This window comes from Pseudomonadota bacterium, from assembly GCA_039714795.1.
GTDB lineage: Bacteria > Pseudomonadota > Alphaproteobacteria > JAGOMX01 > JAGOMX01 > JBDLIP01.
The window spans coordinates 1-23,511 of record JBDLIP010000012.1 but is presented as its reverse complement, the minus strand read 5'-3'; the positions used below and the strand labels follow the sequence as shown (position 1 = coordinate 23,511).

The 23,511-nt window shown below is 43.6% G+C and carries 21 protein-coding genes; 15 read left to right on the top strand and 6 right to left on the bottom strand.

The window, feature by feature from the left end:
• Positions 1–123 precede the first annotated feature (123 nt).
• Complete coding sequence (locus tag ABFQ95_02015; GenBank protein ID MEN8236315.1) at positions 124–1,860, bottom strand: hypothetical protein; 1,737 nt, start codon at positions 1,858–1,860, stop codon at positions 124–126.
• A gap of 333 nt (positions 1,861–2,193) precedes the next feature.
• Between ABFQ95_02015 and ABFQ95_02010 the strand changes: the two genes are divergently transcribed.
• The 12 genes from ABFQ95_02010 (at position 2,194) to rpsI (ending at position 13,347) form a co-directional block, all read left to right on the top strand.
• Entirely contained in the window at positions 2,194–2,427 is a 234-nt protein-coding gene (locus ABFQ95_02010) for a hypothetical protein (GenBank protein ID MEN8236314.1), read from the top strand.
• A gap of 119 nt (positions 2,428–2,546) precedes the next feature.
• Positions 2,547–2,894 (top strand): hypothetical protein, encoded by a 348-nt coding sequence (locus tag ABFQ95_02005; protein MEN8236313.1) that lies wholly within the window; start codon positions 2,547–2,549, stop codon positions 2,892–2,894.
• 112 nt (positions 2,895–3,006) lie between these two features.
• Positions 3,007–5,877, top strand: a complete 2,871-nt coding sequence (locus ABFQ95_02000; protein MEN8236312.1) for a 2-oxoglutarate dehydrogenase E1 component — start codon at positions 3,007–3,009, stop codon at positions 5,875–5,877.
• A 23-nt stretch (positions 5,878–5,900) separates the two neighbouring features.
• Positions 5,901–7,310, top strand: a complete 1,410-nt coding sequence (locus ABFQ95_01995; protein MEN8236311.1) for an ATP-binding protein — start codon at positions 5,901–5,903, stop codon at positions 7,308–7,310.
• A gap of 357 nt (positions 7,311–7,667) precedes the next feature.
• Positions 7,668–8,624, top strand: a complete 957-nt coding sequence (locus ABFQ95_01990; protein ID MEN8236310.1) for a hypothetical protein — start codon at positions 7,668–7,670, stop codon at positions 8,622–8,624.
• Between the two features lie 94 nt (positions 8,625–8,718).
• Positions 8,719–9,339 (top strand): guanylate kinase, encoded by a 621-nt coding sequence (gene gmk, locus ABFQ95_01985; GenBank protein ID MEN8236309.1) that lies wholly within the window; start codon positions 8,719–8,721, stop codon positions 9,337–9,339.
• Between the two features lie 77 nt (positions 9,340–9,416).
• Positions 9,417–9,923, top strand: a complete 507-nt coding sequence (locus ABFQ95_01980) for a YbjN domain-containing protein (protein ID MEN8236308.1) — start codon at positions 9,417–9,419, stop codon at positions 9,921–9,923.
• Positions 9,920–10,735 carry a pyrroline-5-carboxylate reductase gene (proC, locus tag ABFQ95_01975; protein MEN8236307.1) on the top strand — a complete coding sequence of 272 codons (816 nt, stop codon included), beginning with the start codon at positions 9,920–9,922 and terminating at the stop codon, positions 10,733–10,735. Before ABFQ95_01980 ends, proC begins: the two co-directional genes overlap by 4 nt.
• The gene (locus tag ABFQ95_01970) at positions 10,732–11,304 is read left to right on the top strand and encodes a hypothetical protein (protein MEN8236306.1); all 573 of its coding nucleotides are present in this window, start codon (positions 10,732–10,734) and stop codon (positions 11,302–11,304) included. Before proC ends, ABFQ95_01970 begins: the two co-directional genes overlap by 4 nt.
• 77 nt (positions 11,305–11,381) lie before the next feature.
• Positions 11,382–11,882, top strand: coding sequence for a phasin family protein (locus ABFQ95_01965; GenBank protein MEN8236305.1), 501 nt, complete (start codon positions 11,382–11,384; stop codon positions 11,880–11,882).
• A gap of 421 nt (positions 11,883–12,303) precedes the next feature.
• Positions 12,304–12,762: a 50S ribosomal protein L13 gene (rplM, locus tag ABFQ95_01960; protein ID MEN8236304.1), complete on the top strand. Its 459-nt coding sequence runs from the start codon at positions 12,304–12,306 to the stop codon at positions 12,760–12,762.
• Positions 12,763–12,819: 57 nt separating this feature from the next.
• Positions 12,820–13,347, top strand: coding sequence for a 30S ribosomal protein S9 (gene rpsI / locus ABFQ95_01955; protein MEN8236303.1), 528 nt, complete (start codon positions 12,820–12,822; stop codon positions 13,345–13,347).
• Between the two features lie 81 nt (positions 13,348–13,428).
• Here the strand turns inward: rpsI and ABFQ95_01950 are convergent, their stop codons facing one another.
• Complete coding sequence (locus ABFQ95_01950; protein MEN8236302.1) at positions 13,429–14,862, bottom strand: ATP-binding protein; 1,434 nt, start codon at positions 14,860–14,862, stop codon at positions 13,429–13,431.
• Positions 14,863–15,275: 413 nt separating this feature from the next.
• Between ABFQ95_01950 and odhB the strand changes: the two genes are divergently transcribed.
• Both odhB and lpdA read left to right on the top strand, forming a co-directional pair.
• Positions 15,276–16,622, top strand: coding sequence for a 2-oxoglutarate dehydrogenase complex dihydrolipoyllysine-residue succinyltransferase (odhB, locus tag ABFQ95_01945; protein MEN8236301.1), 1,347 nt, complete (start codon positions 15,276–15,278; stop codon positions 16,620–16,622).
• A 37-nt stretch (positions 16,623–16,659) separates the two neighbouring features.
• The gene (gene lpdA, locus ABFQ95_01940) at positions 16,660–18,072 is read left to right on the top strand and encodes a dihydrolipoyl dehydrogenase (protein ID MEN8236300.1); all 1,413 of its coding nucleotides are present in this window, start codon (positions 16,660–16,662) and stop codon (positions 18,070–18,072) included.
• 87 nt (positions 18,073–18,159) lie between these two features.
• On the opposite strand, the gene ABFQ95_01935 is transcribed toward lpdA, so the two are convergent.
• From ABFQ95_01935 to ABFQ95_01920, 4 genes are all read right to left on the bottom strand, one after another.
• The gene (locus ABFQ95_01935; protein MEN8236299.1) at positions 18,160–19,719 is read right to left on the bottom strand and encodes a glycine betaine ABC transporter substrate-binding protein; all 1,560 of its coding nucleotides are present in this window, start codon (positions 19,717–19,719) and stop codon (positions 18,160–18,162) included.
• Between the two features lie 7 nt (positions 19,720–19,726).
• Positions 19,727–20,449 (bottom strand): ATP-binding cassette domain-containing protein, encoded by a 723-nt coding sequence (locus ABFQ95_01930; protein MEN8236298.1) that lies wholly within the window; start codon positions 20,447–20,449, stop codon positions 19,727–19,729.
• Between the two features lie 92 nt (positions 20,450–20,541).
• Positions 20,542–21,405, bottom strand: a complete 864-nt coding sequence (locus tag ABFQ95_01925) for a uracil-DNA glycosylase (protein MEN8236297.1) — start codon at positions 21,403–21,405, stop codon at positions 20,542–20,544.
• The gene (locus tag ABFQ95_01920) at positions 21,398–22,000 is read right to left on the bottom strand and encodes a shikimate kinase (protein ID MEN8236296.1); all 603 of its coding nucleotides are present in this window, start codon (positions 21,998–22,000) and stop codon (positions 21,398–21,400) included. Before ABFQ95_01920 ends, ABFQ95_01925 begins: the two co-directional genes overlap by 8 nt.
• Before the next feature lie 265 nt (positions 22,001–22,265).
• Here ABFQ95_01920 and xerD point away from each other — a divergent pair, with 265 nt between their 5' ends.
• Complete coding sequence (xerD, locus tag ABFQ95_01915) at positions 22,266–23,183, top strand: site-specific tyrosine recombinase XerD (protein MEN8236295.1); 918 nt, start codon at positions 22,266–22,268, stop codon at positions 23,181–23,183.
• Positions 23,184–23,511 lie beyond the last annotated feature (328 nt).

The window sequence follows — 23,511 nt, the reverse complement described above, 5'->3', positions numbered from 1 at the left end:
GCCTTTTATGTCTTTTGTTGCTTTTTAAGGTTTAGCAGATTTTTTCAAATTTTAAATGAGATTTTTGCCTAACTTCTCAAAGGGGCTGCCTCCAGTGCAGTTATCTCTTATCCAAAACTCAGCTTAACTAAATACATTCGATATAGCTTGATAGATAAATTTTTCAACAAAAGCATTAACTTGGTTGTGGTAGTAAGTATGGTCATCCTTTTTAGGGCCGTGCCTTCTTACAAGAGTAACGGGTGCTTTTTTTGTATGATAGGTGATGTGGCTGCCGGTAATGTTGACCTGCATTTGTTCAAATACTTCCTTCAGCTTATTTTGATTTTCGTCAACTAGCTCTGGATCATTCATGATTTTATTGACCAGTTGCATAATATCTTTGAATTTTTGCCGTCCTTCGACTTTGTACTGCTCCAGCTGCTTTTTGACTTTAGCATTAATTTGCTCTTCTGTTAAAGTCGGTTGAGACGTTTCCTTGTAGGATGATCTTTGTAAGGACGTTTGCAGTTTTGCCGGAGCGTTGCGTTGTCCTCTGGAGCGTTGATTTTTTCTGCGGCGACTTCGTTTAGGAGGACGGGTAGTCCGGCCTGGGATTTCATTTCTTGCGACTTTGCGACTGATTTCTTCTTGTTGATCTCTGATATGCCTTTTAAACTCTTCAGCAATATCATCGATTAATTGTTCTTCAATCAATTCTATCGTGCCGGCAAGCTGCTTCGCTTTGTTTGAATCAAGTTTTATGCGTATCTGGTGGTTTACTGCTTCATTGGAACTTTCAGAATCTATCTGTTGCTTCAGTTTTGTAAGTACTAATAGAGTAAATATCTGCTTTTCCCGCATGCTGGTTGGCAGAGCCATAAATTTAGTATTACGAGTTCTAATAATCTCTTGGACATCTATCACGTTACTGAAATGCTTTAGCCATGTTAGTTGTTGAGGGTAAATGCCTCTAGGGTTATAGTAATAACTACTGTCCCATGTCTTGAAACGATTATAAAATTGAATGCAAATAGGGAGCTTTCCTTGAGCGTACTCTATTAGAATTCCGTTATGAGCGATAATCTGATTGTTATCGACAATAATTTTCTTCCTGAGATGTAGAGTTTTTCCGGGTTTTTCTATGATAATGGGTTGCCCATAAAGCAAGTCACAACTGCGTATTCCGCTGTTAGGTGCATATATTAATCCAAAAGGAAGATAGCCTTTGTCATCTGTCAGATAGCAAAGCCTGGTGCGGGGCTGTATCTCCTCAATCCAATCCATTTGCTGATGAGAGAGTGTAGGGTTGTGTTTCCCGTTTTCGGCTAATTTTTGAAAATAGCAATTTGCTACTCTTTGAATGATTGAAAAGTGCTCCTGGAAAAGAATACCGTAAACCTGATGTAGGGTAGCAACATCTACTTGGTCACTGGGGATGTACGGTTGATCTCTGCCGGTATAGCTACTGTTTTCTGCAACTGATTCCCTTCCTTTATCTATCATCCAGCAATTGGAGTAAAGATTCAATCTGGTAAAGAACCAAGTTGCATCACACATCAGCTCATCGAGCGTAGATGGTTTAAATTTTTTTAATGAGGTAACAAGCTTTGCAAATACATTTGCAAAGTTTCCGTTATCTGGCAGATCTGGTAGGGATGCGGGCAACTGTACCAGTAATTCTTGCACTTTTCTTATTTCTGTCAATTTTGGTAGCTTGGTGTTATAGACTTTGTGGCTATCGCTGATTGGGTGTTCAACTTGTAGCCAAGACAAAAAAGTATTGCCACGGGGGACAATGGCAATACTTTTTTCTTCAGTAGCGTGCAGATTAATCGCAGTAAGTAAGGGAAGTAATAGAATAGCTAATGTTCGCATCATAAAAAACCAAAATTACAAATAATGACCTCAAGGGGCTTTGTTCGGCATGGCACACTTCTTCTGTACTGAAGAGATTAGCAAAAGTAGGGTACCGAACAACGGAAGCTACTGTATCATAATTTAAATGAAATAAGCAACCTCATATGCATGGCATTCCAGGGCTGTTCAGTTTACACCGGCCGGGGTTATGTAATTTTTGTGTGATTTTTTTTCAAATGGGAGGTTGCTTTTGTCATCCAACCAGAGTAACCTTGAAAATGAGCGCGGCGACAGAGTGAATCGAACCACTCACATCACCGCTGACCAAATGTGATCACATAAGGAGATCAACAAATGGCTTACGCCACTCTACCTCATCCCTACCTCCGACACCATCATTTTATGCAAGATCCCCCTATTCCTGGGATTTGTGGATTATTGATGTGTCTGCAGGATGGTGTGTGGCGTGGCAAAAAGGATCTCCCTGTCCTTTTTGAAAGTGGTGGGTTGTCGTGCTTGTTTGCCTCGGGGTGGGGATGCCCCGAGGCCTTTTTTCAATCTATACTCTCGTGGAATAAAAACCTCTAGTTTAATGATAGCGAGAAGCGCGCAGTTTATAAGTGTAAATGAGCACTTCTAGCGTATCAGTAACCAGAGGTTTTGATTTCACTTCGGTATAAGCGACGTAAAATGGAAAGGACCTTACCATGCGAGCAACAAACTCAATCAACCGCGTAACCCTTGTTGGCTACCTCGATGATCATCCCTATACTTTGGGAGACAACACAACCCATGCCCAAACCATCCTCAGAGTGACCACCCGGGATTTTTCCGAAGAACCCATCAGAAACAGCTGCATCCTACGCCGAAGGCACACAGTTGTTGTCACGGATTTTATAGTCAGAGAATATATTGATCTGCACCTCAAAAAAAGGGATGGTGTTTTTGTTGAAGGCCAGCTGGATTATGTGCATTATGGAATTACCGAGATTACCATCAATTCCTCTTATGGCCATGTCCGACGTTTGGGGGAACCCCCTGTCACAGAACTATAATAACCTGAGTTTTGTGTAACATAAAGCGCAATCTAGGCTACATCGGGCGTTATGGACAATTTAAATTAAATTGTGTACGATTTTGTTAATTCAAACGTGGTAGCTTATAGTCATGACGACGCAAAAAGATTTTGAAGATTCGACCTATCTTGCCAGTGGTGGCATTGATTTTCTGACTCAGTTGTATCGCTCGTATCTCCAAGATCCAACAAGTATTGATCCCAGCTGGAGGCATGTCTTTGAGCATTTTGATGATCAGCTCTTGGATTTAGATCAAGATATGACCCGAGCCAGTTGGGCGGTTCCTTATGTTGAAGAGGTGGATGACTGGTCACAAGCTTTATTATCAGTAGCACAAAGAGCGCAGGCAGTACCTCTTGCCGGACCGCTTGCCAAGCACGACGCTACCCGAGATTCAATTCGTGCGCTGATGCTGATTCGCAACTACCGGGTACGCGGGCACCTCAATGCTGCACTAGATCCGCTTGGGTTTGAATCTCGAGTTGAACACCCCCGCCTAGATCCCGCAAGTTACGGATTTACGCCAGATGATTATGATCGTCCTATTTTTATTGATGGAGTGTTGGGGCATAAAACAGCAACCTTGCGGCAAATTCTAGCTATTTTGCACCGCACGTACTCAAGCTCTATTGGAATTGAGTATATGCACATCCAAGACCCGGAACAAAAATCATGGATTCAAATGCAAATCGAAAATGAATGGGCCAATTTTTCTCTCAGTCCTGATGCACAAAAAAAACTGCTGCTGGGCTTGACCAAAGCGGAAACCTTTGAAATGTTTTTGCACACCAAATATCCTGGTGCTGTGCGTTTTGGATTGGAAGGGCTCGAGCCTCTGATTCCCGCATTACAACAAATTTTGCAAACTGGTGCACGTCTTGGTGTGGCAGAAGTAGTGCTGGGGATGGCACATCGCGGCCGGTTAAATGTATTGGCCAATATCATGGACAAACCGTGCCATGAGATCTTTTCTGAGTTTGAAGGTGGCGTGTTTTCTTTTGAAGACGTGCAAAGCAGCGGTGATGTTAAGTACCACCTTGGATGCTCGAGTGTGCGTGATTTTTCAGGAACCTCAATGAATTTGTCTTTAACCGCCAATCCTTCGCATCTTGAAGCCGTTAATCCAGTGGTCATTGGCAAGGTGCGGGCCAAACAAGAACAGTGCGATGATAATACGCATTCAAAAGTTATAGGTTTGCTATTGCATGGAGATGCAGCATTTGCTGGCCAGGGTTTGGTGGCCGAAACTCTGAGCCTTTCAGAGCTTCCTGGTTACCAGGTAGGAGGCACAATTCATATCGTTACCAACAATCAAATTGGTTTTACCACCAGTCCTAAGCACTCACGCTCATCACCTTATTCGTCCGATGTTGCTAAAATGATCCAAACACCTATTCTGCATGTCAATGGAGATGACTTGGAAGCGGTATTGTTTGTAGCACAGCTTGCCATGCAGTTTAGACAGCGTTTTAACAAAGACATTGTGGTTGATCTTTTTGGCTATCGTCGCTTTGGCCATAATGAAATGGATGAACCAGCCTTTACCCAACCCCTGATGTATCAGGCCATTGCAAAGCATTCCACATCTAGGCAAATATATAGCCAGAAACTTATTGATGCCGGCGTTGTGACTGCTGACGAAGTCGAACAACTAAATCAGAATTGCTTGCAAGAGCTGGAAGCGGATTTCAAAACAACAGCAAACTACAAACCAAAAAAAGCTGATTGGCTAGATGGGGTCTGGTCAGGTTTTGCAACGAGCTTAGCCAAAGCCAAATCACCTGCTACTGGCGTTACTATCAAGAAGCTCCGTGAAATTGGAAAAGTGCTGACCAAGGTTCCGGAAGGATTTGCTATCCATCCGCGTCTTGCCCGAGTGCTAAAGGAAAAGCAACAACGTCTGGAGGCAGGCAAGGGGATCGACTGGGCTACAGCCGAAGCCTTGGCTTTCGGGGCTTTATTGTTCGATGGCAGTCCTGTGCGTTTAAGCGGCCAGGATAGTCGTCGGGGTACCTTTTCCCAGCGCCATTCAGCTTTTATTGATCAAAATACAGAGCAGGACTACATTCCCCTAAATCACATTAAAGTGGGTCAGGGTTTATTTGAGCCTGTGGATAGCTCGCTTTCTGAAGCTTCTGTGCTAGGGTTTGAGTACGGTTTTAGCTTGGCTGATCCCAAGGCATTGGTTATGTGGGAGGCGCAATTTGGTGACTTTGCCAATGGAGCTCAGGTGATTATTGACCAGTTTATTTGCTCTGGAGAAAGCAAATGGAAGCGCATGTCTGGTTTGGTGATGTTGTTGCCACACGGCTATGAGGGGCAGGGGCCAGAACATAGCTCAGCAAGATTTGAGCGGTATTTGCAGCTCTGCGCTCAAGATAATTGGCAGGTTGCCAATATCACCACGCCAGCCAATTATTTTCATATATTACGGCGCCAGGTGGTGCGAAATATTCGAAAACCTTTGGTGATTATGACTCCAAAGTCATTGCTACGGCACAAGCAAGCGGTATCCTCCATGGAGGATATGGGGCCGCACACGCGTTTTGTGCCGGTGCTTGCAGATACTGAAGTTAGCAAAAAAGCACGTCGTCTTGTGCTGTGTTCCGGCAAGGTTTACTACGATTTGTTGCAAAGGCGGCAAGAGCAAAAAGTAACAGATGTTGCCTTGGTGCGCATTGAACAGTTATACCCGTTTCCTGAGTCCGAGTTGGTTAATATCTTCAAGACATATGATGCGAAAACTGAAATGGTCTGGTGTCAAGAAGAACCAGAGAATATGGGGGCCTGGCGCTATCTGGATCGCCGGCTTGAAAGCGCCTTAACCAAAGCTCGTTTTAAACAAACCCGACCTATTTATAAGGGGCGCTCGGAGCTTGCCTCCACCGCATCGGGCTACGCCAAACGCCACGCTAAGGAACAGCAGGAGTTAGTTGAGGATGTGGTGGGGTATAGAGCTTAAGCTCTTATTTTAGGGGTAGAGGATTGACTGCGAATCTAGAGGAACTACAAATTTTGGTTGCTGCCGGCGAGTCGAGTACGCTGGAATTTAAAAAATCAACAGCGAACCTTAAAGGTGCTGCTGAAAGTTTGTGTGCATTTTTAAATGATGGCGGTGGTCAGGTTTTGATTGGAGTTACGGATTCTGGCGAGATAGTTGGTCAACATGTCACAGATAACACTCAGCAAGAAATTGCTGCTGTCATTAGGAAGTTTGAGCCTGCTATCAATGTTACGGTAACCTATTGTGAACTTTCCAGGTGCGAGAAAAAAGTTATAGTTATGTCAGCGATTCCCGATAAGCGCTGTACTCCCTATACTTTTAATGGTCGTGCCTATGAAAGAATTGGTGCAACAACATCACAAATGAATAGATCTAAATATCAGCAATTGCTTATAGAGCAAAATATGAATATTCAAAGTTGGGATAGCTTACCGGCAAATAATGTCAGAATTGAAGATTTAGATGAAGAAGAAATTGCCAAAACAGTCCAACTTGGTATATCTGCCAACCGAGTTGATCCAATGGTTGCATCGCAAAGTGCAAAAGAGGTATTGCATCGTCTTAAATTACTGGATGATAGCAGGGTTACAAATGCTGCAGTGGTGTTGTTTTGTAAAGATATGCCTGTAAATTTTATGAACTGCTTGATTCGAATGGCGCGGTTTAAAGGGGTGACAAAAGGAAGTTTTATTGATAGTCGTCGTCTGGATGGTAATGCTTTTAAGCTTTTGCAGGAAGCAGAGACTTTTATTCAACGTCATGTTTCTATTTCCAGTAGATTTGAGGAGGGGCAGTTTCAGCGAATAGATGAGCCTGAGTATCCTCCCAGTGCCCTGAGAGAAGCTCTTATCAATGCGCTTTGTCATCGAGATTATTCTATTCAAGGTGGAACGATTAGTTTAGCAATATATGATGATCGTATAGAAATTACCAGCCCAGGATTATTGCCAAATGGGGTAACAGTACAATCTTTAAAAGAGGTACATGATTCAAAGCCAAGAAATGATGGCATAGCAAATGTGTTTTTTCGTCGTGGCATGATTGAGACATTTGGGATTGGTACTCAGGCAATGGTTGAAGCATGTAGGGAGTACGAGTGCCAGGAACCAGACTTTATTGAGCGCAATGATACTTTTGTTGTGTGTTTCTGGGCTAAGCATCATCAAAGAAAAAGCAAAAAAAATGTAGATCTGTCCAGTCGTCAAAGAGAAATATTGAATATTTTATCACAATACAATTCACTATCTGCGCGTGAAATCTATAACAAAATGACGAAACCTCCTGCTGAACGCACTTTGAGGCATGATTTAAGTCATTTAAAAGATCTTGCTTTAATAAACTCAAAAGGCTTTGGGCCAAGCGCAGTGTGGTTTCTTGAGAAAGAGGCATAAAGAGGCATAAAGAGGCATAAAGAGGCATAAAGAGGCAAAAGCGTAAAAACAATGTCCAAGACCGACGTATCAAAAATAAAAAGGTGTGTACACTGAAGCTCAATCAAAATTCAGGATGATGATCGAAGTGAGCTGAATAGTTACATAGATTTTAAACTTAAATTTGTGATAAATAAACTACGCAGTTGTAGACTAAAAAACGGCCAAAGCGGACATTAGCAAATTGCACCAGCAAAGTCACAAAACCTGATTGACATCAAGTTGATCCTGTGTCTAAATTTTAATTCATACTTTATTCCGTGCATTAGTTGTTTGAATTACAAGGTGGACTAACTAGATAGCAGGAGGCATTTTTTCATGAGTTTTCAAATTTCTTTTTTTCGGTTTGTCTTTGTGGGAGCGATATACTTTTTTCTGATGTTAGAAACAGGCCGAACTACTAGCACAAATGATGATTGTGAAATGCAGATACCTTCTAATCCACGCGTTTTCTTAACAGAAGTTTATAATTACATGCAGCATCAAAAGCCGCTTTCCAAAGGGCCAGAATTTTTTATACAAATGGGGATCGTGACCCTTTTAAATCCAGATTGTGTTAACTCTGATTGGAAGTGTAGGCAATTAAGCCGTCCTAGGCTTTTGCGTCAATACGTTCAATTTTGTAGAAACATGGGGGCTCATTACCTAGAACGGTTTTGTTATCCGCAAGGAATCTATGTTGACCGGCGTAGACTATTTAAGTTGCTTGTCTACGATCTTTCACGATTGAATATCACAGACGGTGTGCAAAATTATTCAGATCAAACGATGCTGGAGACCTTTATAGCTCTTACACTTTGGCATCCAGATATACTGGGTTACATGGAAGTAACTTCATTGGATTTAGAGTTTGAGGCTTTGCTAGTGGCGACTCCTAAAATTGCAGCACTGATTAATAGTGGTTATACAACGTTAAGCTGTTGGTTCTTGTTGCAGCATATTGAACGACTTGATTACTGCTCTCAGAGCTATTACTTGGACACAATAAAACCCTATTTCATAGATTCTAAAACCCCTTACGAGAATCTTATTGTCCTAAAGCATAAGGGATTGATCGAGCCAATAAGGTTAACTGAGACGGATACGGTGTTATCAGTTCTTTATCGTGCTATGCTTAAAAAGAAAGGAAAGAAACCAAAAGATTGCTTAGTGATCAAAGAGATAGCAAATTACGAAAGAAGCACAAGTTTGCCAAATCGTCAGTCAACTTCCTTCAGAAGACGTAGAGGACGTAGTGTTAGTTTACCTGTTACTATTGTAATGGGATGGGCGTAGTTTTCTTGGAGAGAAAAATAAATTCAATAGACACAGGACAAACCCTATTTCACATGCTAAACTTAGTATCATGCTTGCAAAACAAAAAGTTCCAATGATAACCCAACGGGGGTTGATGCTTATTCTTTCTTCTCCATCAGGAGCGGGCAAGACTAGTATTGCCCGTGAATTGCTAAAACGTGATGAGCGCATCAAACTTTCAGTCTCTCATACAACCCGGGATAAACGTGAGACTGAACAAGAGGGAGAGGATTATTATTTTGTTGACCTTGAGACCTTTTGCAAATTGCAGGAAAATGGCACGTTCCTTGAATCAGCAGAAGTATTTGGAAATCTCTATGGTTCCTCTCGTTATCAGGTACAAAAGGTGCTGAGTGAAGGCTACGATCTTTTGTTTGACATTGATTGGCAGGGCTTGCGAACACTGGTTGCGACCGTTCCTGAAGATGTCGTTTCAATATTTATTCTTCCTCCCAGTAACCACGAGTTGTTGCGGCGGGTTAACACCCGTGCTCAAGATGCTCCAGACATTATTGCAAATCGCATGGCTAAGGCCGAAAGTGAAATTAGTCATTGGGATGAATATGACTACGTCATCATTAATGATGACTTTGATGCCAGTATTAAGCAAATTCGAGAAATTATTGAAGTTGAGCGTTGGAAACGACATCGGCAAATCGGTTTGCAAGAATTTATTGATGGATTGTGTTCTTAAAAAGATTTTCCTTAATAGTTAAACAGAATTAGGGTATCGTGGCCTTGTAGATATTTTTTTGAAAGCAATTGAGGAACATGACCACTAAACGCTCCAGCAACAAGCAACCCGCCTTTTCTCCCATTTCCTATTTGGAAGAGAGCTCAGAGAACATGGGCTGGGAGTGCGAGTACCAAGATGAAACCGAGATTCGCTTAAAATTCGGACAAGATTGGGGACTATGTGCAATGGATTGGTTGTGGGTTGAAGAGTGGCATACTCTTAGCTGTATCGTGAGCAGTAATATGCATATTCCGGAAGAACGCCAAGATGATATCCGCGATTTGATTTTGATGATCAACGAGCAAATGTGGGTCGGGCATTTTGATCTGTCGCAAGGTGGGCACCCAACATTTCGCTATAGTCTCTTAGTTAAAGGGCTTAACCGCAAGCAAGTAGGCAATATGATTGAAAAGACAATCGAGATCGCATTGCGCGAATGGGCCCGCTATCACGCTGCCTTTCATTTTGTTTCTTGGGGAGGCGCTGAAAGCTCGCAAAAAATGCTCAGTCCGACCCTGATTGAAACAGCAGGTGAGGCATGAAAGTAGACCCATCCTATATGCTTTTGGTTGGCTGTGGCGCTATGGGATCGGCTCTGCTGAGAGGGTGGGGGGCAACTGCTTTTGATCATGTAAGCATTGTTACACCGCACAGACCCTCTCCTGAAAAATTACCAGCCGATTTAAATTATACTTGGCACTCTTCCATTGAGGATGTTCGCGCTGTACCAGATCTAATTGTCTTTGCCGTTAAACCGCAAGTTTTGCCAGAAATATTGCCGCATTATAAACAATTTGTATCTCAAGATACTTTGTTTGTCTCTGTTATTGCAGGTCAGGCGATGCAGGTTTATCAAGATGCTTTAGGTCCGGAAGTTGCCCTGATTCGTTGTATGCCCAATTTACCGGTCGCTCTGCAAAAGGGTATGATTGTGGCCATGGACAGCACATATGTTTCCAGCTTTCAGCGTGAATGGATTCAAATCCTGTTACAGATTCTAGGTTGTGTTGCTTGGATTGACGATGAAAAATTGTTTGCAGTTGTCACTGCGATTTCAGGTTCAGGTCCTGCTTATTTTTATTTGATGGTAGACGCATTGGCACAAGCTGGACATATGGCAGATCTGCCACGAGAGTTGGCAGACCTGTTGGCTAGGCAAACGTTAATTGGTGCTGGAGCCCAACTTGAATCCAGTGATAAGTCAGCCTTACAATTGAAACAAGCGGTTACCAGTCCGCAGGGCGTCACGGCTGCTGCTCTTGAAATTTTAGAAAAGGAAGATGAGGGTCTCCCAGACATGGCGCATCGAGCCATTACTAAGGCAGTGCGGCGAGCCATTGAGTTGGGGCAGTGAATCAAACAATTCAAGACAAACTGTTGAAAATTGCCCTAGAAGACATCGTGCAATATGGCTGGGGTGGCTTGAACCTGTGTCGGGTGGCCAAGACCGCACGGTTAAGTTTTGACGAGCTGTATCAGGTGTTTCCTACTAAAGGAGACGTGTTACAGGCCCTGATTCGAAAGATCGATCACGCATCCCTGGCACAGATCGAGTCTTTTGCAGATGAAGAGAAAGTGCAAAGTCGTCTATTTGCAATTGTGATGGATCGATTTGATGTGATGCAAGAGTATAAGCCTGTGCTGCAAGTTTTGTGGCGCGATCTTTGGAAAGATCCTCTGTTTTTCTTATGTCAGGCTCCGCATAGCTTTAATTCCATGCGTTGGGTCTTAGAGGCCAGTGGTGTTGAAACCGCGTCTTTGTTGGGTTCGGTGCGAGTTAAGATTTTTACAGGGTTTTATCTAAGTGTGGTGCATACATGGCTGAGCGACAATACAACTGATATGGCAGAAACAATGGCTGCACTTGATCAGGGACTTAAGCGTCTTGAGCAGATCCCTGGATTTTATGATAGTGATAATTAGAATTAACATACTGTTTACTCCTTGGTCGTATAATAACTATTAAGTCGACATATCTATTTACGTTTAAGGAGACATCCATGGCAGGCGCAACACAGTCAAAGCAAAGTAGCCAAACAAGAGCTACTGGAAACGGATACACTGATTTCACTAAGTTTGGTGAGCAAGCCTTTAAGAATTTCCAAGACTTTAAAGTTCCAGGGTTCGAGACTGAGCAATTGATGTCCAGTCATCGCCGTAATATGGAAACTTTGGCAGAATTGCAGAAGGCAGCTACAGAAACGGCTCGTGCATTTGGTCGGTTGCAAAGTCAGTGTGCACGTCAAGCCATGGAAGATGCAGCAGCCTTTTCGCGCACCATGATGCAAGCCGGTACAAACTTTGAAGACCAGGTTGAGGCACAATCTTGCTCGATAAAACAAGCTGTTAAAAGAGCGACTGACCAAAGCCAAGAGCTCACTGATATCCTTAATAAGTCACAACAGACCATGGCTAAGCTTTGCAATGCTCGCTTAAGTGAATGCGTGGATGAGTGTAGTGCGATGACGAAAAAAGCAGCAAAGACTGCCACAAAAAAGTAGATTTTAAAACAGGGTGTGTGTTTGTCTCATTAAGTGTTCAGTGAAACCAACACGGCCGTCATCCTGAACGCTGATTTTCCGAACGTGCGACTTGCAAGTTGCGCGAAGCGCGTATGCTCAAACAGCTTATTAAGGACACTACGCGGCTTTATTTATGTGGGACTCTGTCCCACACCCTGAGATATTTATGAAAAGCCTAGAGGCAGCTTGAGAGCTACGTCTTTGATGAAACAACGTACCCATTGTGCTGGATAAGAAAACGGTAAAACCGGACATTTCTAAATTGCTTAACCGGACATTATCAAATTGCTCCTAACAAGGCACAAGAATCTCCTTGACTTATCCTGTCTTTGTGAGATATTTCCTATATGTGCAGAATGTTGAGCAGCCGTTGATGGATGCGATTAAAAAAGGTTAATAGATGAAAACTTTTTCCCTAAAGCCAGCTGATGTGGTTAAGAATTGGTATGTCATAGATGCTGAAGGCCTGGTGCTGGGACGTATGGCTAGCATAATTGCAAGTCGCTTGCGTGGTAAACACAAGCCAGAGTTTACGCCGCATGTGGATTGTGGTGATCAGATTATTGTCACCAACGCAGACAAGGTTAAACTGACGGGAAAAAAGCTGGACTCTAAGGTGTACTATCGCCACACCGGTTATCCAGGCGGAATCAAGGAAAGTCACGCCCATAAGATGTTGGGGGGTGAAAAACCTGAGCGCGTTGTTCTGCAAGCGGTTAAACGGATGTTACCAAAGACTCCCCTTGGGCGCCAGCAGTTTGGTAATTTGCGGGTATACGCTGGATCTGAGCATCCGCATGCTCCGCAGCAACCAGAAATGTTGGATGTTGCTGCTATGAATGTGAAAAATGCGCGTTAATCTAAAACACATGATCATGAGTTAACAAAATTGAATTGAATAGAATAGAGTGGATAAATGACAGCTCAAACGGGACAAGGATTAGAAGATCTGAAATCAATCGTTGCAGGAAAAAGCACTGAGGCCTCGGCAAAAAGTGAGCTTAAGGAAGCAGCTGTGGTAACTGTTGACGAACTGCCGGCTCCAAAATTGGATGAGTGGGGGCGCTCTTATGCCACGGGTAAGCGAAAAGATGCTATTGCTCGTGTTTGGATCAAGCCTGGAAATGGTAAAATAGTTGTTAATGGAAAAGAGTTGCAGGTGTATTTCGGTAGGCCTACATTGCAGATGATCGTTAACCAACCATTTCAGGTGGTAAATCGGGACAAGCAGTACGACGTAATGTGCACTGTACTTGGCGGCGGTTTATCCGGTCAAGCCGGTGCTATTAAGCACGGCATTAGCAAGGCGTTGACCTATCAAGAACCTGAATTGCGCTCTCTTTTGAAACCAGCTGGAATGTTGACTCGTGACAGTCGTGTGGTTGAGCGTAAGAAATACGGTCAACGCAAGGCGCGCAGGAAGTTCCAGTTCTCTAAACGTTAGTTTTTTAAGGCAGGTAACAGTTCAGCTTACACCGGCTGTCATAGGTGGCCGGCATGACGACCGGATAGTTGTTTTCGTGTTTTACAAAAAATCACTAAAGTCAATGATTGCAGCGAAATCTTCACAGTTGGACACTTTTTCATGAACGCCATTGACGTGGACAAGGACGGGCCAGCATGCAAATCCTTTCGGACGGTGAATACGTGCAATTTTTTCGTGCATTTTTCTAATAATTTCTGGTCCAATTTCTCCTCGTGAAAACTTTACTTCGCATACAAACATTGTATTGAATCTTGTATGGATAAGGTAATCAATTTGACAGCCTTTTTGTCTAACAGATTTACGCTGAAAAAAAGGATTGTCAGCTAGAATATCTTCTGCTTTTAGGTTTAGGGCTTTGTGAATAATTTTGCGATTTTTTAAAACCAGATTTTCAAACTGTAGCCCCATGATAGCGTCCCATTGAGGAAGGGATGCCAAGGATATTTCTTCAAAACCATTGTTTTTGATTTGTAGCCGTCGGGGGTCGATATACTTAAGGTAAAATCTTATGTAATTATCAGCCAGGCGAAAATGGCTTAAACGAGCTAGTTTTCCATCCTTTAGGTTCCAGGTATAATCTCGCGTTACAAATCCAGCATTTATTAGGTTATCAAGGTATTTACTCATAATGCCACTTTTTGCATAGTTTAATAGGTTGCAAATATCACTAAAGCACTTGGAACCTTTTGCCAAAATTTGTACTATGTTTTTGTACATTGGGGTCAAAGAATTAAACAGGTCATGAAAAATTAGATTAAATTCATTAAATAAAATGCCTTCTGGCTTAAAGCATAAATTTTTAATATTTTCATCTGCATGCAGATGTCCTTGAATATGTTCTAAATACCAGGGAACTCCACCAGTTACAGAAAGAATTTTAAAAATTTCACTAGAAGATGTCTTGACTCCTTGTTGCGCAAGCAAGGTTTTGCAATCTACCAGGGGTAGCTCTTCTAACGTCATGTACAAAGAAAATCGACCAAAAAATCCCGTGCTACTGATGAGGTTTTTTTCAATCCATGTAGAAACAGAACCACAAAGAATGAAGATCAATTCTGGGTTTTTACTCAACTCTAAGTCCCAAGCATTTTTGAGTTTTCCCAGAAATGTAGGGTCTTTATGTCCCATCCAAGAGATTTCATCTAAAAGGATTATCACCCTTTGGTCTTTGGTTTGTTGAGCGAGTAGTGAAAATAGATCCTCCCAATCATCCATTGTAAATGGAGGAAGCCCCGTTTGTTTGCAAAGTTGTTTTATGAATGTGGCTCGTTGGGTTTGGGCAGAGGTACCTTCTGTAGGTGGAAGTCCTGTAAATTTTAAAAACCGTTTGCCTTTGGCAAAATGCGCAATTAGACGGCTTTTTCCAATGCGACGTCGACCTCGAACAACAACCATGCTGGCGCTGCGCTTTGTTAGTAAAAGTTCAAGATTTTGCAGTTCCCGGGTTCTGCCAACAAATGGGGTTCGTTGCATGGTTTTCTCCACATACCCTTGACTCGAATCAGCAATGTTGAATTTAATGATAGCGAGAAGCGCGCGGTTTACATGAGTAAATGGGCACTTTAGAGTGTGTCAGAAAACCAACAGTTTGATTCAGCTTCAATATACTTGCACATAATCAACATATGTATATCATGTGCAACCAAAACAAGCAAATATATTATGCACATAATCGACATTTGTATCTTATGTGCAACCAAAACAAGCAAATATATGTTGCACATAATCGACATTTGCACATTATGTGCAGCCGAGGTAGCCAAATGATGCCGGGTAGTATACCTTGTATTTCAAGAGGTTGATCTTGAAGAAATCTCAGGCTATGATGCCCCTTATAAAGTAGCTAAAATTTTTGGAAAAATTTAACAACTATGAGGAAAACCGTCGTGGTACATCCGTCCGGAAAGGGATCACAGGTCCAGAAATTGACTGTTCCTGCGTTGGGAGAATCGGTAACTGAGGCAACGGTGATCAGCTGGTATAAAGAGATTGGTCAGACATTTCATCGAGACGAGGTATTGCTTGAGTTGGAGACGGATAAAGTGACTCTTGAAGTCCCTGCTCCAGATGATGGTCAACTGGTCACAAAAGATGTTAAAGATGGTGATAGGGTCAAAGTTGGTCAGATTCTTGGAGAAGTGACGCTTGGGGCCGTAAGTTCGCAAAGCTCAGTTGCCCAGGTAGGAACCTCGGGTTCGAAAAAGCTTGCTAGTGAGTCTGTGAGGACACTGCCGCATGTTGTACCCGAAACAGGTGTTCAGGACGATGAATCTTTGTTGGTCTTATCGCCTACTGTGCGTAAGATGGTGGCAGAAAATCAGCTGGAGCCGGCACAAATTCCAGGAACAGGCAAGGGAGGGCGTATCACTAAGCAAGATGTGAAGAAATTTATGGCCAACCAAACATCAGTGCCCAGGCAGTCTGCACAAGCTGCACCCATACCTGATATATCAAGACTCCCAACAGAGCCAACACCGGTTCCATCTATTACACGTCAATCTACTCACCCACAGCCCATGCCTCAAGCCAAAGCCTCAGCGGTTGAACGGGTACCGATGACCCGTTTGCGGCAAACCATTGCCCATCGTCTGAAAGAGGCACAGAATACGGCTGCGATGCTGACCACTTTTAACGAGGTGGATATGTCACAGGTGATTGAAGCCCGGGCCCGATTAAAAGATCGTTTTGAAAAGAAATATGGTGTCAAGCTAGGCTTTATGTCGTTTTTTGTCAAAGCTTGCCTGCTTGGGTTGAAAGAAATTCCAGAAGCTAATGCTGTTATTGAGGGCAATGAAATTGTCTACCGCAATTATTACAACGTTGGGGTTGCAGTGGGGACCCCTCAAGGTCTGGTGGTTCCAGTGGTACGCCAAGCACAATCCAGGTCACTGGCAGAAATTGAGCAGGAAATTGCAAGTCTTGCATCTAGGGCTCGCTTGGGAAAACTTTCGGTGGATGACTTAAGTAGAGGAACCTTTACCATCTCCAATGGTGGGGTGTATGGTTCCTTGTTGTCAACACCGATTTTGAATCCGCCGCAATCAGCGATTCTCGGCATGCATAAAATTGAAAAGCGTCCTGTGGTTGTCGATGATCAGGTGGTGATTCGTCCGATGATGTATCTGGCACTGACTTATGATCATCGTTTGATTGATGGGCAACAAGCGGTTCGCTTTTTGGTGCGCGTTAAAGAATGTTTGGAAGATTTACAGCGTATCTTATTGGAAATATAAAATGGGTTGAGAAAAGCTTTGGTTTTTTTGAGGATGCATGAGCAATAATTTATTTGATTTAATAGTCATTGGTGCGGGGCCTGCAGGGTATGTTTGTGCCATTCGTGCCAGTCAACTGGGTATGAAGGTTGCTTGTGTTGACAAAAATCCGGATCTTGGAGGAACTTGTCTTAATGTGGGATGTATTCCCTCAAAGGCGTTGTTGCATTCCTCTTTCCTCTATCACCAAACTAAAGATCTTCTGGCCTCCCATGGAATTAGGGCAGAAAAGTTAAGTTTTGATCTAAAAACTTTTATGGCACGTAAGGATAAGGTGGTACAGGACCTCACCCGTGGTGTGGGCTTTTTGTTTAAGAAGCATGAGGTGACAGCATTTACTGGCGAAGCGTACATAACCTCTCCGCAGACTGTAGAGGTTAAAAAGGCACGGGGCAGAAAAGAAACTCTACAGGCAAAATCCATTGTTGTTGCCACTGGGTCAATGCCTGTGGTCTTGCCAGATCTTGAAGTCGATGAAAAGCAGGTTGTTACCTCAACCGGCGCACTTTCTTTGTCCAAGGTACCGGAGCATTTGATGATTGTTGGTGGTGGCTATATTGGTCTGGAGATTGGCTCTGTTTGGCGGCGCCTAGGAGCTAAGGTGACTGTCATTGAAATGTTAGAGACACTTGTGCCGTTGATGGATCAGGAATTGGCTCAAGTTTTATACCGGCATTTACTTAAGCAAGGCGTAGAATTTAAGTTGGGAGCCAAGGTGGAAAGTGTCCGTCGGCGCAAAGACCAGCGGCTGACGGTACGGGTCAAAACGCTCAAAAATGGAGCGCCGCAACCACATACGTGTGATGTGCTGATGGTGGCTGCTGGCCGCAAGCCTCTCACGCAAGGACTGGGCCTTGAAGAGATAGGGGTGGCTTATGAGCAAGGGGGGCAGATTCAAGTAGACTCACAGTATGCTACCTCTGTTCCTGGCATTTACGCCATTGGTGATGTGATTGCAGGCCCTATGCTAGCGCACAAGGGTGAGGAAGAGGGTATTGCGTTGGCAGAGTTACTCGCCGGTCAACAGGGACATGTGAATTATGCAGCCATTCCTTCCGTTGTGTATACTCACCCAGAAGTTGCATCTGTGGGCCAAACCGAAGAGCAGTTAAAAGAGCAGGGGATAGCGTACAAAAAGGGGCGTTTTCCCTTTAGTGCCAATCCACGCGCTAAAGCTGTGGGCGATACCGAAGGCTTTGTAAAAATACTAAGCCATGCCGGCCATGATCAAATTTTGGGCGTGCATATCATAGCTCCAGATGCAGGCAGTCTGATTGCTGAAGCCGTTGTAGCCATGGAGTTTGGTGCTACCGCGGAGGATTTGGCTCGCACTTGTCATGCTCATCCCAGTTTAAATGAGGCAGTAAAAGAGGCAGCCTTGGATGCGTGCGGAAGGGTGCTGCACCGTTAGTCAGAAATCAGAATTCAGAAACCAGAAATCAGAAACCAGAGGTCGGAGATCAGATGTGTTTGATATCAATAGATTTTTCGAAAAACGTCACTTAGGGTTGCGTAATCCTATTCTCTGTTGTTGGTTATACTGATTTCTGATTAAAAACTCCCGTGCTACCTCTGCAGGAGATCGCTTTTTTATATCTACCTCAGCATTAAGTTTGCGCATTGTAGCGGTGTCAATCTTATTGTCTAGCATGATGAGTGCTTTTTTGATCTCTGGGTGAGCTTGCAAAGTAGCTTTTCGGATCACCGGCGCTGCGTGATATGAAGGGTAGCAGTGCAGGTTATCTTTAAGAGGCATTAGGTGATACTTAGTTAGCTTTGCATCCGTTGTAAAGGCGCAAATCACCTGTACATTCTGATTGGCAATGGCTTGATAGGCTAAATCTGGTGTCATCTGTTTAATACTTTTGAATCTGAGGCCGTACTCTTTTTGCAATTTTGGCAAAGAGTCAGCGCGATGCAGGAATTCAGCTGTTGCGGCTAGGACAAAGTCAGGATGTTTGTTAAGATCGCCGATGTTTTGGATTTGGTGTTTGCGCGCCAGTTCAAGTGGGATTGCAAGACTTTGATCATTACTAAATCCAAAAGGTGGTAGCCATACCAGTTCATATTTTTTCTTATAATCATCATGAACAGTTTGCCATAGATCATGATTTGGCTGGATTTTTGTGTGTTCGAGGACGGTTAAAGCTGCAGTGCCTGTGTATTCCGGATATAAATCTACATCTCCCTTTAAGAGAGCTGCGTGAATCATCGCTGTCGTACCCAAGTTTGGTTTGCGCACAACCTTTAAGTCGGTATGGGCTTCAATCGATTGAGCCATTATCTCTGTTAAAATATATTGCTCAGTAAAATTTTTGCTGGCTATGGTGATGGTCTGCGATGCCTTGTTTTTCGTTTGTTCGATAATCCCTGGTGCAAGGAGCAACAGCAAAATAAGGCAGCCAGAGCCAAGGGCTATCCATTGGCTTCTCTTGTTTCCTTGTGGGCGCATCAGCATTTCCAATTGCCCCAGTCCATAATCAACAATTAGAGCTAGCAGGGCAGTGGGAATTGCTCCCAATAGAATCAGATAGGGGCTATTTAGGGACAAACCCTGAGTTATTAAGTCTCCCAAACCGCCAGCACCAATAAAAGCAGCGATGGTTGCAATGCCAATCACCATAGAAGCTGCGGTGCGAATACCGGCCATAATCATCGGTAATGCCAACGGTAGTTTGACCAGATAGAGTCGTTGCCAGGAGGTAAATCCTAGAGAGTGTGCAGTCTCAATATTTTGCTGTGGTACTTCTTGTAGACCAGTATAAATATTTTTGATCAATGGTAGCAGGCTGTAAAGCACTAAGACAATCAGGGCTGGCCGTGTACCAATGCCGATTAAAGGTACCAAAAGGGCGAGTAAGGCCAGACTTGGAATGGTTTGAAAAACATGTGTAATGCCAAGGATGGGGACGCGCAAGCGCTGCCAGTGGTTGAGGGCTATGCTCACTGGCAGGGCAATGCTGATAGCAATAAGCAATGCTCCTCCAGATAATAGCATGTGCTCTACAAGTTTGGCCCAAACTTGTGCGATGAGAGAAAAAAGATCTAAGGAGGTCATAGGTAAATTAAGCTGCCAGCAATTGTTCAACAAAGTCGGTTTTTGGACGATCTTGTAAGGTTTGAAAGGACCCCTGTTGCATTAATTTTCCCTGATGTAACACGGCAATGCGGTTGCCGAGTTTTTTGGCTTCTGCCAGATCGTGGGTGACAAATACGATTGTTTTGTTGAATTCTTGTCTAAGACGCAGTACTTCGTTTTGTAATCCGTCGCGCGTTAAGGAGTCTAGGGCTGCAAAGGGTTCATCCATGAGCAGACAATCAGGGTCCGCTGCCAGAGCGCGGGCAACACTCACTCGCTGTAGTTGACCTCCAGAAAGTTGGTGCGGATAGCGCTTGGCGTATTTGTTTGGGGGTAGTTGGATAAAATCCAATAGGTGATGCGTGCGTTCTAAGCGTTGTTTTAAGGGAATACTTTCCAGTTTTAAAACAATGGCTATGTTATCTTCAACGGTCATATGTGGAAACAGCGCGCCATTTTGAAACACAAATCCCATGGAGCGTCGCAGCTGCACTAGGGGTGTATCTTTGATGCATTTATTGTGCAATAAAACTTGACCTGAAGTTGGCTCAATTAGGCGATTAATCAATTTTAATAGCGTTGATTTACCAGACCCTGAAGATCCTAATAAAACAAATATTTCCCCCTGGTTAATTGTCAAAGAGATGTCCTGAAGAGAAAAGATTTCGCTATGATTATACTTTTTCGAAACCGATCTAAATTGTATCATGGGACTTTGTTACATTTTTCAAGTAGTAAATAATAGGGAGCATACTATAGATTTTTCGCAAAACTGCAAGCTTTTTGTTAAGAATAAGAAAGTTATACCCGTGCTTTCTTGCCGTCAAGCTCAATCCCCATTTTTTGTAACCGATGCTTTAGTACGATTAAATCATGCCAAGCTTTTCGTTTTTGTCCAGGTGAGCGCAGCAGATAGGATGGGTGGTAAATGGCATAGGTATCAATAGTCTCAGGTGCTCTTACCGGTTGGTAGCTGGAAAAGCGGCCTCTAAGATTGGTGATGCCATCGGTGCTGCCGAGCAGGCTTTTTGCCGCTGTTCCCCCGACCATAACAATAATCTTTGGATTGGCTAGTGAAATATGTCGGTCAATAAATGGCAAGCAGGTTGCCGTTTCAGCTGACGTAGGCGGACGGTTACCTGGTGGCCGCCAGGGGATGATATTGGAGATGTAAAATGTGGTGCGATCTAGTCCTATTGTGGCCATCATTTTATCCAATAGTTTTCCGCTTCGCCCGACAAAAGGCAGCCCCGTTTGATCCTCATCAGCCCCAGGGGCTTCACCAATCAGCATGACATCGGCCTTTGGGTTACCATCTGCAAATACCAGGTTTTTGGCGGTTTTTTTTAAAGCACAGCCTTCAAACTGGAGCATGATTTGTTTAAGTTCTTCAAGGGTTTGTGCTGAATTAGCCAGCTCTTGGGCGGTTTGCGCTGGAGGCTGAGCTGTTTGTTGCACGAACATTCCTTGGTGTTTTGTAGGTGGAGCCGGCGTTTCTGGAGGAGGAAGAGAGGAAGGGTTGGACATGGCTTCAGCTTGCGTTTTAGTCTGCGGTTTTGCTTTTGCTTCTTGAACGGGGTTTGCGATTTTATCAACTGGCGTCTCGGCAACGAAGATTGTTTCTCCCATTTCATGACACCATTGCATGATATCAGTATCAGCCATGGTGGATTTGTTGCCCCTTTTTTATCTGTTGCTTTGAAACATGGCGATTCAGCTCGAGAATGATCTTCTCTGTGGTTTCATCCGGAGTTGCCTTACTGCAATCAACGTGGATGTCAGCCTTTTCATAAAACGGAACGTATTTTTCAAAGAAGGCTTCTAAGGTCTTGCGGGTGTTTCCATTTTGAAATTGAGGTCGATGATCGCGCCGGTCGATACGTGGAATCAGGGTTTCAATATCCACCTTGAGCCACACTGAAATACCGTGTTCTTTGATCAACTTGTGGGTGTCTTTCAGGGTAAATGCGCTGCCACCCGTGGCGAGAACGTGGGGTTGTTCACTTAAGAGGCGTTTGATGACACGATGTTCAACTTCGTGAAATGCTTTTTCGCCATAGATTTCAAAAATATCGGCGATGGAGCAATGGGATGCATTCTCTACCTCAAGATCTGAATCGATGAACTCGACTCCAAGCCCTTTTGCCAGGCGTCTACCGATGCTTGTTTTGCCAACTCCCATCATGCCAATTAGCACAACGGGTTTTGGAAGTTGTGTATATGTTGTTGTCATGTGTATGTTTTCTGTATGATCTAGCATTTCCTTCTTTACTGATGCTATATACTCTACTATTTTAGAGCCAGAATGCAACTTGTAAGTGATAAAATAGAGATCTTGATTTTTTGCGGGTATATGATAATGACAGTAACGATTAAAATTCTATGGGGGATACTAGTCCTAGGCTTGCTCTGCGGCGTGGGAGCTCTTGCAACCTGGGGTATTCCAGCTCCATCAGCGCCTGTAGTCAAAGTGATCCCGAATCAGAAATTTCTCAATCCACAACAGAACTCTTGAATAGCTTTTCATGCTAGCGCACCTGGAAAACTTTCTAGAGATGATGCTGGCTGAGCGTAATGCTTCCAAACACACTATTGAAGCCTATCGAAGAGATTTGCAAGATTTTGCAACCTTTGTGGGGGAGGCTGAGGATATGGTTACAATCGCAGTTACAGTTGAAGATGAGCAGATCAGGGCCTATTTAGTGCACATGGTGGCCCAAAGCTTAAGCCCCACGACTAGGGCGCGCCGGTTGTCATCCTTGAGGCAATTTTTCCGTTTTTTATTAAACGAAGGACTCAGTGATCATGACCCGACTCGAACCATATCTTCTCCGCAATTAAATCGTCATTTACCCAGCGTTTTGACTGAAGAAGAGATTGTAGCATTGCTAGAAACAGCACAAGCCTGGGAAGGGCCGCAGGGCCTGCGTATGATTAGCTTGTTAGAGCTTTTGTATGCAACAGGGCTACGGGTGTCTGAGTTGGTTTCTCTGCCCTTGCAAGCCTTTGCCTTTGATCAGCAATCAATCACAGTGAAAGGCAAGGGGGGGAAGGAGCGTATCATCCCCTTGACGCTACCAGCTATCGAGGCTTTACAGGCATACCTTGGTGTACGAGGTTATTTCATCGAAGGTAAGAAGTTTTGCTCCTGGCTGTTTCCTTCAAAGGCAGAACAGGGCCACTTGACCCGGCAGCGTTTTGGACAACTTTTAAAGCAGGTTGCAATAGAGGCAGGCTTGGATCCAAAAAAAGTGTCACCTCACGTTTTGCGGCACGCCTTTGCTACGCACCTTTTGAATCATGGTGCAGATTTGATCAGTGTGCAAAAATTACTTGGCCATAGCGACATTGCAACCACCGAAATTTATACCCATGTTATGCAAGAGCGATTGCAGGAGTTGGTGTTTAAATGTCATCCGCTAGCTGGTCGTTCGAATGAGTGAAACCCCAATTTGAACCATACCCAAAAATTCTCCACCCTACCGAATAAAGTCCTTTGTATACTCTCGTGAAATCAAAACCTCTAGTTTAATGATAGCTGCCAGCTTACAGTTTACTTGGGTAAATGAGCAGTTCGAGCGTATCAGGAAACAGAGGTTTTGATTTCACTTCAGTATAGTTTTATCTGTATCCTAAGAAATAGATCCTGAATCGCAAGCATCTGCAATTCAATGCGCTGCACCCCAAAAACTGGACAGTTGAATAAGTGAGTTTTTCAGCCCCTGGGTTTGTTGTATAACCGTAACAATTCAGGAGAATGAAAATGGGAAA